Origin of the sequence: Candidatus Koribacter versatilis Ellin345 (assembly GCF_000014005.1) — a bacterium.
Lineage (GTDB): Bacteria > Acidobacteriota > Terriglobia > Terriglobales > Acidobacteriaceae > Korobacter > Korobacter versatilis_A.
Genome location: NC_008009.1, coordinates 2,028,133 through 2,040,828 on the forward strand (window position 1 = coordinate 2,028,133; position 12,696 = coordinate 2,040,828).

Annotated in this window: 7 protein-coding genes; 6 read left to right on the plus strand and 1 reads right to left on the minus strand. The window is 57.5% G+C overall.

The genetic code is table 11. The annotated features are described in order from the left end of the window. Window positions 1–29: 29 nt before the first annotated feature. Window positions 30–1,235 (minus strand): glycoside hydrolase family 27 protein, encoded by a 1,206-nt coding sequence (locus ACID345_RS08605; protein WP_041855556.1) that lies wholly within the window; start codon window positions 1,233–1,235, stop codon window positions 30–32. A 162-nt stretch (window positions 1,236–1,397) separates the two neighbouring features. On the opposite strand from ACID345_RS08605, the gene ACID345_RS08610 reads away from it, so the two are divergent. The 6 genes from ACID345_RS08610 (at window position 1,398) to ACID345_RS08635 (ending at window position 12,693) form a co-directional block, all read left to right on the plus strand. Beyond that, window positions 1,398–4,358 (plus strand): TonB-dependent receptor, encoded by a 2,961-nt coding sequence (locus ACID345_RS08610; protein WP_011522481.1) that lies wholly within the window; start codon window positions 1,398–1,400, stop codon window positions 4,356–4,358. Between the two features lie 47 nt (window positions 4,359–4,405). Further along, window positions 4,406–5,728, plus strand: coding sequence for an APC family permease (locus ACID345_RS08615; protein WP_011522482.1), 1,323 nt, complete (start codon window positions 4,406–4,408; stop codon window positions 5,726–5,728). Window positions 5,729–5,743: 15 nt separating this feature from the next. Continuing rightward, entirely contained in the window at window positions 5,744–6,016 is a 273-nt protein-coding gene (locus tag ACID345_RS08620) for a carboxymuconolactone decarboxylase family protein (protein WP_011522483.1), read from the plus strand. Between the two features lie 51 nt (window positions 6,017–6,067). Further along, a complete protein-coding gene (locus tag ACID345_RS08625; RefSeq protein ID WP_011522484.1) occupies window positions 6,068–6,334 on the plus strand; it encodes a carboxymuconolactone decarboxylase family protein in 267 nt (88 codons plus the stop codon). 93 nt (window positions 6,335–6,427) lie between these two features. Further along, on the plus strand, window positions 6,428–9,811 hold the full coding sequence (locus ACID345_RS08630) for an FG-GAP-like repeat-containing protein (protein ID WP_011522485.1): 3,384 nt from the start codon (window positions 6,428–6,430) through the stop codon (window positions 9,809–9,811). A 53-nt stretch (window positions 9,812–9,864) separates the two neighbouring features. After that, window positions 9,865–12,693, plus strand: coding sequence for a tetratricopeptide repeat protein (locus ACID345_RS08635; protein ID WP_011522486.1), 2,829 nt, complete (start codon window positions 9,865–9,867; stop codon window positions 12,691–12,693). Window positions 12,694–12,696: the final 3 nt, after the last annotated feature.

Consider the following 12,696-nt stretch of genomic DNA (forward strand, 5'->3'; position numbering starts at 1 on the left):
CGGGATTCAAACAGCATTGGCAAGTCGCGTTACGGTTGCAGGTGAATCATAACGACACCGTGCGATGGAACTTTGGCGGAAAACTTGTCTTTGAAAGAACCGAGATCTTTGTGCGCCCAGAGGTCTCGGACCCTCACGGAGAGTGTCGCGGGATAACCGAGGTCGATCCATCGCGCGGTGATCTCTTGTTCCGATGCACTGCGGTTGAGGAGGACAGCGGCGCGAGATCCGTCGGCAAGCACTTTGCTCCAGATTTCGAGATCGCCGTTCTTCGCTGCGCGAACGCCCTGCTTGCCGAGCGGGTCTTGATCTACGGCGATCACTTCTTTGTTGGTCAAGATTTCGCGAATTTCGGGGCGCATGTTGGTGAGATCGTTGCCGGCCATGAGAGGCGCAGCGAGGATTGCCCATAGGCTGAAGTGGGAACGATATTCGACGTTGGTCATGCCGCCGTTGCCGACCTCGAGCATGTCGGGATCGTTCCAGTGTCCGGGACCGGCGTAACTGGCGATGTCGGCTTCTTCATCGAGAATGTCGAGCATGCCGTTGGAGCAGCATGAGGCTTCATCCCATTTTTTCTTGCCGGCCCAGCGATCCTGAATGTCGTCGGTGGTGCGCCAGAGATTACCGGTGTCTTTGGCCCAGAGCCACGGCTTGCTCTTGCCCCATTCGCAGATGCTTAGAACGATGGGACGGCCCGTGGCATCAATCGCATCGCGCATGGTTTTGTACGAGGCTGGGGCGTTCTGGGTGCCAGTGTTGCACCAATCGAGTTTGAGATAGTCGACATCCCATGCGGCGTATTGCAGGGCGTCTTGAAATTCATGGCCCCGGCTTCCGGGCCGGCCTTGGCAAGTCTTGGTGCCGATGTCGGAGTAGATACCGAATTTCAGTCCTTTGTGGTGGACGTACGCGGCGAGGGCCTTGATGCCGGAAGGGAATCGTTGTGGATCGGCAACGATGTTGCCTTTCCCGTCGCGGCTGACTTGCCAGCAGTCGTCAATGACGAGGTAATGGTAACCAGCGTCTTTCATGCCAGAGGAGACGAGTGCATCGGCGGCGCCACGAATGAGTTTCTCGTCAACATTGCAGGCGAACTTGTTCCACGTGTTCCATCCCATCGGCGGGGTTGGCGCGTAGGCGTTGATGTCCGGCGGCTTTGGGGATTCTTGCGCGGCAGCAATGATGCTAAGAAAAATTATTACGAGAGGGATGGATGCGACGAAGCGTTTCATCTGCGGGCCGGGCCTCCGCAAGCAATGTATCGTGAATTAAGGAATCGAGGAAGAAACGAGAATTCCACGTCGCTAGTATTTTTTCATTATTGCTCTTCAAGTCACATCCCCCGTAGAGTCGCGCAACCATTGAACATTTGTAGCGCTTTGTGGGGGGACGTTTTGAAGAAAATTCAGGTGCTGGTTTTCGCGCTGCTATGCGCGCTTGCGTCGTTTGGTCAAGAATTGGGCACTGCTACCCTGACGGGGACGGTTGTCGATCCGTCGGGAGCAGTGATTGGGGGCGCAAAGGTCAGCGCGCAGAACAAGGCCACTGGGATGCAACGAGAGGCTCTGAGCACGAAGGCAGGGATTTTCGTGTTTAACGATCTTGCTCCGGGTGAGTATGACCTGACGATAAAGGCGGATGGATTTGCCGTGACCACCGCGACAGTGCGCATAACTGTAGGTCAACAGGCGAACCTGCGCGCGGAAGTGCGGGTGGCGCAGTCGGAACAACATATTGACGTTTCGGGCGCGATTCCGCTGGTGGAGACGAGCTCGTCCGTGGTGGACGGCGTGGTGGATTCGAAGCAGATTGATGCCCTCCCCCTGAATGGCCGTAACTTCCTGGAACTCGCATTGCTGATGCCGGGGAATGCGCCGGCGCCGCTGTATGACCCGACAAAGTCAGACACCGTTTTGGTTTCTTCGACGGGACAGCTTGGACGCGGTCAGAACATCACGATTGATGCGTCAGACAACAACGATGATGTGGTGGGCGGAATGCTGGTGAACATTCCGCAGGATGCAGTGCAGGAATTTCAGATTGCGACGAACCGGTTCTCGGCGGAATTGGGGCGATCGACTTCGTCGGTGGTGAACATCCTTACGAAATCGGGCACCAACGATCTGCACGGGACCGCAGCGATCTTTGCACGCGATGCGGCACTGCAGGCAAAACCCAATTCGTTTGGACAGAGTGTTGGAGATACGCCGCCATTCAGGCGCGATCAGTACACCGGCTCCATCGGCGGACCTGTGGTGAAGGACAAGGCGTGGTGGTTTACGTCTTTCGAATATCGCGACCAGATGGGCGGCATTTTGGTGGGCGAGCGCGATCTGGCAACGCAGTCTATTCACACGACCTTTGCTGCTGCGCCGCTGACGGATGCGTTGGGGACAGCGAAGTTTGACTGGGCGATTTCGTCGAAGGACACGCTCTCGACGCGCTACTCCACCGAGAGCTTCGAAGGGACCTCCAATAGCGCGACCGACCGCGCGCTCGGCACGGCGTCGCAGACGCAGGCTTCGACGAACCGCTTCCACGACATCAACACGAACTGGACGCGCGTGATTTCGGCTGCATTGGTGAATCGCGCGCAATTCGCCGTGAACCTCTTCCAGAACGACACGGTGGCGAACGGTACCGGGCCGCAGATTAATTTCCCGAGTATCGAGGCGGGTTCGTCGTATCGCGTGCCGCAGGCGACGCACCAGCAACGCTTGTTGTGGGGGGACACGCTGGATTGGACCCACGGCAAGCACAATCTTAAGTTTGGTGCGCAGATGCAGCGCGTGGGATCCGACTTTAACCTTGGCGTCTTCCAGCAGGGAATTGTGAACGCCGTGGAAGATTTTCCAGACTTCGATCGCAATGGCGATGGAGTGGTGAACGACAACGATCTGCTGTTTGCAGTAGGGCTGGTCAGCCATACGCCGACGCGCCCGCTGATTATTCCTGATGCCGACAACAACTATGTTGCGTTGTTCGCGCAGGACGACTGGCGGGTGCATCCGCAGTTGACGTTGAACGTCGGTCTGCGATGGGAGCTCGATACCGACGTGAAGAACGTTGGACATTATGACGAGATCAATCCGCTGGCAAAGCCGTTCCTGCACGGCGATCGTTCGGCGGACTATACGAACTTCGGGCCACGCATTGGTTTCAACTGGGCCAACAAGCCGGGGACGTTGAGCGTGCATGGCGGATACGGGATGTACTACGACCGCATCGTGCTGGAAATTGTGTCGTTGGAGCGCGGCGAAGATGGTCGCGCGCTGGCGATTGATGTGCATGCAGGAAATGTCTTTCCGGGATATATGAATCCGGATGGGACCTTCATCCCGGGTGTGACGCCGACACTCGCGGATCCGTTTACGGGATTCATTCTTCCCGGCGCGGGCGCGGGTGGAATTTACGCCATCAGCAACCAGATGCAGAACCCGATGGTGCAGCAATTCAATCTCGGAGTGCAGTGGGAGTTCCTGAAGAACTGGGTTGTACGTGCCGATGGAATGCACGACTTTGGACAACACTTCATCATCGGCGTGCCAGTGGGCACGGTTTACAACCCTGTGGTTGGTGGACCCGACACGGTGAAGATTCTTGAGTCGGCCGTGAACACGCATTACGACGCGCTGTTCCTAACCGTGGACCATAAGTTCTCGAACCACTTCAACCTGCATTCGGCTTATACGCTTTCGAAGTCGTTGAACTATGCCAACGACGACCAGATTCCGTTTGCGAATGGGCCGATTGATCCGACAGATCTGCATCGCGAATACGGACCGACGCCGAATGACCAGCGGCATCGCTGGGTAACGGCCGCGACGGTTTCGTTGCCGTATGGAATCCAGTTCTCGCCGTTGTGGACGCTGGCTTCGGGTGTGCCGATGGATATCCAGCTTCCCGATGGAAGTTCACGTGTGCCGGAGATGCAACGCAACGCGGGTGGGCGCGAGTTCCACAATGCAGCGGAGCTGAATGCGTTCATCACGCAGTTGAATGCGGCGGGCGGATCGAACGGAACGTTGCTTCCGCTGGTGAGTCCGAATGCCAAGTTTGGCGATTCGTTCAACTCGTTCGATATGCGGTTGTCGAAGACGTTCCGGTTGGGAGACAGGATGTCGCTCGAAGTGCTGGGCGAATGCTTTAACGTCTTCAACACGACGAACGTGCTGGGCGTATCGAATACGAATTACTCGGGATACAACAACGTGTTGGTGCGCGATAGTAACGATCCGACCAGCGCTGGATACCTCACGTCGTCGACGTTCGGCATGCCGAAGACAACGGCGGGTGGGGTGTTTGGCTCGGGTGGCGCACGGGCCTTCCAGTTGGCAGCGCGGTTTAACTTCTAGGAGTGGGGAGCATCGGGAACCAACAAAGGTTACGACGTGAACTGGGGTTGGGATCGGCTGTTGCCACGGTTGTGGGCGAGTCGATTGCGATCGGGATATTCCTGACTCCGGCCGGAATGGCGAAGGCGCTTGGTTCGCCATTCTGGTTGCTCGCGGTGTGGATGCTGATGGCCGCTATGGCGCTCAGCGGTGCTCTCTGCTTCGGCGAACTCTCTACGCGGTATCCGGAAGACGGCGGTCTGTACGTTTACCTGCGCGAGGGATTTGGCAAGCGAATCGCGTTTCTGTACGGATGGATGTCGCTGCTGGTGATGGATCCGGGGATTACGGCAGCGATGGCCGTGGGAATGGCGACCTATGGGTCGTACATCTTTGGATGGGGCGGAGTCGGCACGAAGATTGTGGCGGTCAGTTCTGTGCTGGCGCTGGGCCTGCTGAACATTGTGAACCTCCGCGTGAGCGCGGGATTGCTTCGCATTGTGACCTGGCTGAAGTTCGCGGTGCTCGGCGCGCTGGTGCTCCGTGGGCTGCTATTTCACTTGGGGTCGTCGCACAACTTCACGCCATTCGTTCAGCAGAGAACTGGATCCATGCCCCTTGGGCCGGCGCTGGCTGTCGCGACGGTGGCGGCATTCTTTTCGTTTGGCGGATGGTGGGACGTCAGCAAGATTGCCGGCGAGATGAAGAACCCTGAGCGGATATTGCCGCGCGCGTTGGTGGCGGGAGTGCTTGGAGTGACGGCAGCTTACGTCATCATCACGGGCGTGTTCGTGTATCTTGTGCCGCTGGAAAAGGTCGTATCGGACAAGGGGTTCGTGGCACAGGCGGGGGAAGTGCTGTTCGGCGGGCCGGGCGCGCAGCTGTTATCTGCGGCGGTGGTGATCTGCGTATTGGGTAGCCTCGCCGTGCTGATCATGGTTTCGCCGCGTGTTTATTTCGCGATGGCTCGGGATGGGCTGTTCTTCTCTGCAGTGGCGGAGACGCATCCGAAGTTCGGTACGCCGTCGAGGGCGATCGCAGTGCAAGTGGTGATGGCATCGCTGCTGATCGTGCTTGGCAGCTTTGGACAGATCCTGTCGTACTTCATGTTCCCGGCGGTGATTTTTCTCGGTCTGGCGCTGAGCACGGTTTTCGTGTTTCGTCGAAAGGGAATCCCCGACGGCGTGGTGAAGACCGCGGGATATCCGATTACGCCAGTATTCTTTCTGGTGCTCGTTGTAGTTGTGCTGGCGCTCATCGTCGGGCACGATCCCGTGCAGGCGTTTACCGGGCTTGGCGTTGTGTTGCTTGGTTTGCCCGTGTACGCTCTGGTGCATCGGAAGACATCACCAGCTGCGCTGGAACCGATTGCGGACCAAAAAGCTTCTTAGGTAGGGAACCATTCCATGAGTGATCAAGACCCGCCGGCAACAAAGATTCGTCTTACGGAAGATGCCGAAGCAACTGGGGATACCCTTGCCGCGTACGACTACTGGCGCGCGGGCTCGGGTCGGACGAAGGTGCCGGGCATCATTAAGTGTTTCGGGTCTCGGCCGGACTTTCTGCGCCAGGTGGTGGACTTCTCCAATACCATTCATTTCTCGGAAGGGCATTTGTCACGGCGGCATAAGGAGATGATCGCCAGCTATGTCTCCTATCTCAATCGGTGTCCGTATTGACTGGACAGCCACGCCTTCTTCCTGCGTGTCCAGGGAGCCGATGACAAGTGTGTGGAGGCCATCTTCGAAGGGAAACTCGAGGAGGCAGGATTATCCGATGCCGAGTTGGCATTGATGCGCTATACCGAGACAATTACCGAACGCGCCAGCCGCTCGACTGCTGAAGACGTGGAGAAGCTGCGCGAAGTAGGCTTCACAGAAGACCAGATTTCCGAGGCGGTTTACATCATCGCGATGTTTGCGTTTTTCAACCGGGTTGCCGACGCTTTTGGCATTCCGGCGCAAAACTACCTGCTTACGGGAAAACTCACGACTTGAAATAAACCAGCGCCGCCGGATTGCATGCTGCGAAAATCCGCGCGGCGCTGCTCTTATAATCATCCAATCTCGTTTCCCTTAGGACTCATCTCTGTGCGAAAGCCCATCGGCATTTTTGCTGTTCTTGCGCTTAGTTGTTCGTTTGCTATTGCTGCCGACCACAAACCCGATCCTGCCGAAGCGGCGCGATTGAACAATATCGGCGTGGCGCTGATGAACCAGCAGCGCATGGAGAAAGCTGTCGAGAAGTTCGATCTCGCATTGGAGAAGGACCCGAAGCTGTCGGTGGCATATCTCGACAAAGGCATCGCGCTGCTGAATTTGCAGAAGCTGCCGGAGTCCGAGGCCGCGCTGAACAAGGCGGGCGAGGCGATGCCGAAGAACCCGCGCGTCTGGTACAACCTCGGGTTGCTGAATCGTGGGGCAGGGAAGTACGACGCTGCGATCGAGAACTTCAATAGAGTTACGACGATTGATCCCAACGACTCCGACACCTTCTACATGATCGGCTCGTTGTACCTGCAATTGCAGAAGTACGAGGATGCAATCGGCGCTTATAAGAGTGCTCTGAAGATCAATCCGCTGCATGCGTCCGCTGAATTTGGGCTTGCGAAGGCCTTGCAGCGCGCAGGAAAAGTAGAAGAGGCGCGCGATCACCTGCACATCTTCGAGCACCTGACCAAAGACAAGATCTCCTCGCCGATGACGTTGATTTACGGCGAGCAGGGGCGTTATTCGCTCGCGGAGGATGTGCATACTGGTGCGCCGGAAGTGGGCGCGATGATTCCGGTGACGTTTGAAGCGCGGCCGTTGCAAGGCGGGGCGCAAGCGGTTGCCGCGACGGCGGCCGACACTGCCGGTCTGTGCATGATGGACGTGAATGGCGACGGAAAATTTGGCATAGTGGCGCTCGGCTCCGGTTCAAGTGCGATTCGCGTTTTCCTGAATGACGGTAGCGGCAAGTTCAAAGAGGCGTCAGCCGCAGAGCATGGGTTGAAAGCTGAAGGGACTGCGATCTCCTGCGCGGTTGGCGATTTCGACAACGACGGTCATCCGGATCTGGCGGTCGCGTTTACTGATCAACTGCTGCTCTTCCGCAACCTAGGCAATGGCAAGTTCGAGAATGTTACGAAGGCTGCGGGAATTTCGGCGTTGAACCATCCGGCTGGAATGTCGTGGGTGGATTACGACCACGATGGCGATCTCGATCTGTTCGTAACGGGTAGTGCAGTCTCCGCGGGAACCAACGTGCTCTGGCGCAATAACGGTAACGGTACGTTTACGGAAGTTGCTGCCGAACGTGGCCTGCAGGGCATTGGCAGCACAAAGTCCGTTGTGCTTACCGATCTCAATAATGATCGTGCTGTGGATCTGCTCATCACTGGCGACACGGGTGCAACGGCGTATATCAACCCGCGCGAAGGCAAGTTCCAGACGTCCGCTCTCTATGAAGAGAAACTGCCGCCCGCGACCGGCGCGTATGTATTCGACTTCAATAAAGATGGGTGGATGGATGTCGTGCTTACGCACGACGGCACCCCGGGAATTTCGCTCTGGAAGAATTTGGATGGCAAGCACTTTGAGCGTGTAGCGCTGCCAATTTCGGACGCGCAAGCTGCGTGGGGCGTGACCGCAATTGACGTGGACAACGATGGTTGGCTCGACCTCGCTGCAGTCGTGCAGACGGCGAAGGGGCCCGCGGTTCGGATCTTCCGAAATACCGGATCAGCGGGGTTTGTCGATGTGTCGAAGGCGATTGGTCTCGACAAACTTCAGCTGCAGAATCCGCGCGGAGTTGTTGCCGCCGATGTGGACAGTGACGGTGCAGCCGATCTGATCGTTTCCCAAGGGAATGCAGCACCGGTTGTGCTGCACAACCACGGTGGGAGTGCGAATCATTCTGTGCGAATTACCCTCGCTGGTCTCGCCGACAACAAGAGCGCGTTGGGAACGAAGGTCGAAGTCTTTGCCGACGGTCTTTGGCAAAAATGGGAGATCGTGGGCGGTTCAGGCTACATGTCGCAAGGGCCGAACGAGATTCTGGCTGGCATTGGCAAAAACAGCGCGGTCGACATCGTGCGAATGCTCTGGCCGGGCGGTGTGGTGCAGGACGAGACAGACATCGCGATGGATAAGCCGGTCCACTTCCTTGAGATCGATCGTCGCGGGAGTTCGTGTCCGACGCTGTTTGCGTGGAACGGCGAGAAGTATGAGTTTGTCTCCGACGTGATCGGTGCGGCAGTCATCGGCCACTGGATTTCGCCGACGGAGAAAAACCTCGCTGATCCCGACGAATGGGTGAAGGTGGAAGGTTCGCAGTTGCGCGCGCGCAACGGCAAGCTGAGCTTGCGCTTCGGCGAACCGATGGAAGAAGTGAACTTCGTTGACCAGGTGCGGCTCGTGGCCGTCGATCATCCCGCAAATGCTGATGTTTATCCCGACGAGCGCTTCCTGAGCGCGCCGCCGTTCGCGAGTGGCAAGGTCTTTGTGACTGGTAGGCCACATCCGCCTGTGGGGGCGTGGGATGACGCGGGGAACGATGTGCTCGATCTCGTGCGCGAGAACGATCATCAGTACGTTCGCGACTTCCGCAATCTTACGTACGCTGGTTATGCCAAGCAGCACGCATTAACGCTTGATCTCGGTGAATGGAGTCCGAACGCGCCGTTGCGGCTGTTCCTGCAAGGCTTTATCGAGTACTTCACCGCAAATTCGATGTACGCGGCTTGGCAGGCGGGAATCAACCCGGTTGCGCCTTATATTGAGGCGCAGATGCCGGATGGTTCATGGAAGCGAGTTGTGGATGACATGGGTTTCCCGGCTGGATTGACGCGCATGATCACTGTAGACCTGACCGGCAAGTTGCCGGCGAACACGCGCAAGATTCGTATCGTGACCAATCTTCAGATTTATTGGGACCAGGTGCTGGTGGACAACGCGGCTCCGGCGGCGAAGACCCGCGTAACCGAATTGCCGCTGTTGTCGTCGGACCTCCAGTTCCGCGGCTATCCACAGCAGGTCGACGGCGAAACTCCGGGTGATCTGACTTACATCTACGAAAAGGCCAGTAAGACCGGGCCCTTCACCCGTGAGCGCGGGAACTACACGCATTACGGCGACGTGACCGAACTGCTGAAGCAAGTGGACGACCATTACGTGATCTTTGGCAGCGGGGAAGATATGGACCTTGAGTTCGATCCCGCCGCCTTGCCTAAGCTGCCTGCAGGATGGAAGCGCGACTATTTCTTCTACGCGAATGGCTTCGTGAAGGACATGGACTTCTACGAGGCGACGCCATTCACGGTGGCAGACTTGCCATTCCACAGGATGTCGGCATATCCGTATCCGGTGGGCGAGCATTATCCGGATGATCTTGACTCGGTGCGTTACCGGCTGGAATGGGACGATCGTTTTGACTCTGGCACAAACGGAGCTGGGAACCACTTTGGCTTCGATTATGAAAATCGCCGTCAATAGTATTTCTCTACTATTGCGGTGGTATTTCCCCTAATGGAATCATCGGCGGACTGATGCGGAAACTCGGATTTGCCCTGCTTGCGTTCCTTGTTGTTTCGGCCATTTACCTGTACGCGTGGCCTGCGCCGAACCTCGTCTATCCCGCGGTGGTGCTTGCACATGCGGGATTTGGAGTGCTGGTCACACTGCTCGGACTCCGATATATCCCCAAACTGCGGACGTCGGGACTCTTGGCTGGAAGCGCCGGCGCCTTGATGGGCGTGGGAGCCGTGATCGGGATCGTGCTGATTTTCATTGGCACCTCGCGACCACAACGCTATGCGCTTTGGGCGCACATCGCATTCTGCGTAGTGGCAGTAGTGCTGCTGGCGACGTGGCTGGTGCGGCAGAGGCGCGCGAATTCGGGTGTCTCGAGTGGAACGCCGTGGGGCGCATTTGCGGGAATCGTCGCACTGGTTGCGGTTGTGAGCGTTGCAGCTTGGTATGCGCGTGGTTTCTGGAGCAAGCAATACGCCATCAAGAACCCCAATGCCGCGCCACTGACCATGGATGATGAGGGCGATGGCTCGACCGGCATGTTCTTTCCGAGTTCGGCGCAGGTTGCAGGGAAGCGCAAGATTCCGGCAAAGTTCTTCATGGAATCCGACGCGTGCGCGCGCTGCCACCAGGACATTTACAACCAGTGGCAGAAGTCGGCGCACCATTTTTCGTCGTTCAATAACCAGTGGTATCGCAAGAGCATTGAGTACATGCAGGACGTGCGGGGGACGAAGCCGTCGAAATGGTGCGGTGGCTGCCACGATCCGGCGGTGCTCTACAGCGGCCTGATGGATACGCCGATTAAACAGATTATTCATCGGCCGGAGTCGCAGGCAGGGCTGGGTTGCATGATGTGCCACTCGATCGTGAAGGTGAAGAGCACGATGGGGCAGGCCGACTTCATGCTCGAGTATCCGGAATTGCATGAGCTGGCAGCAACGAAGAATCCGGTGATGCGCGCGCTGCATGACTTCACGATCAAGCTGAATCCCGAGCCGCATCGTCGAGTGTTTCTCAAGCCGTTTATGAAGGAACAGACGGCGGAATTCTGCTCGTCGTGCCACAAAGTGCACCTCGACGCCCCGGTGAACAATTACCGCTGGATCCGCGGTTTCAATGAGTACGACAACTGGCAGGCGAGCGGCGTTTCGGGCTTCGGCGCGCGGTCGTTTTACTATCCGCCGAAGTCGCAACAGTGCGCGGATTGCCATATGCCAGCGGCGAAGTCGAATGACTTCGGAAATATTGATGGCTTTGTGCACTCGCACCAGTTCCCGGGCGCAAATACCGCGCTGCCAACGGCGAACGAGGATCCCGCGCAACTCAAGTTGATCGAGAATTTCCTGAAGACGGCAGTCACCGTGGACATCTTCGCAATCTCGCACGCGGCAACGCCAGTAGGCGGAACCGCGCAGGCGGAAAATTCAACTTCGTTTGCCGTCGGCGAAGAAGCAGAAGTTAAGACCACCGGTGAGAACACAACGGAAAGTGTACCGGTCACAGCTCCGCTGGATGAAACGAACCCGGTACTGCGCCGCGGCGAAAGCGTACGCATGGACGTTGTGGTTCGCACCCGCAAGGTCGGGCACTTCTTCCCGGGCGGCACGGTGGATGCCTTTGATACCTGGCTTGAATTGAAAGCCGTGGATGACAAGGGACAGCCAGTCTTCTGGAGCGGCAAGGTCGAAGACGACGGCAAGGGGCCGGTGGAGAAGGGAGCGCACTTCTATCGCTCGCTGCAGATCGATGAACACGGCAACGAGATCAACAAGCGCAACGCGTGGTCTACGCGATCGACAGTTTATGTGCGGTTGATCCCTCCAGGCGCGGCGGATACGGTGCACTTCCGTGTGAATGTGCCCGAGAATGTCGGCGACAAGATCAAGTTCACGGCGCGGCTCTGCTACCGAAAGTTCTCGTGGTACAACACGCATTTTGCTTACGCGGGCCAATCGAAAGACCGAGTGGCTGAGCCTCTGACGAAGGCATCGTACGATGATCGCGGGTTTACTTTCGATGGCGATCTGGCGGACGTCTCTGGCAAGATGAAGAGCGTTCCTGATCTTCCGATTGAGGTGCTGGCGGAGAAGACGGTCGAGCTTCGAGTGGTTCCGAAGAACACTCCACTGGAAACGCCGAAGACAGTCACGAAGAAGGACGAGTGGCAGCGCTGGAACGATTATGGCATCGGATTGTTACTACAAGGCGACTTGAAGGGCGCAGCGGCTGCGTTCGTGAAGGTGACCGAAGCAGATCCGAATAATCCAGATGGTTGGGTGAATCTTGGTCGCGTCGCGGTGCAGGAAGGCGACATGGAGCGGGCTCGCGAGGTACTGACGAAGGCCCTGAAGATCAATGCGAATCTTGCGCGTGCACGGTTCTTCTACGCACGCGTCCTGCGTTCGGATGGCAATTACGATGGCGCGGCGCAGGAATTGCAGGCTGTGCTGGCGCAGTATCCCAAGGACCGCGTGGTGCGCAATGATCTCGGGCGCATCTACTTCCTGCAACGCAAGTACGATCAGGCGATCGCTGAATTGCAGCAGGTTATGGAAGTTGATCCAGAAGACCTGCAGGCAAATTACAACCTGATGCTCTGCTATCGTGGGTTGGGGAAGACGGAAGTCGCTGCGGACTACGAGAAGCGTTATCTACGCTTCAAGGCGGACGAAGCATCGCAGGCGATCAGTGGCGAGTATCGGCGCAAGCATCCGGAAGATAACAACGAGCGGCAGCAGATTCATGAGCACGTGTCGGTGCCGCTTGGCCCAACCTCTAAGAGCGTGACGCCGGTGAAGACTGCGAAGACGACGCAAACACATGGCGCAAGCGCCGGGAAATAGGAC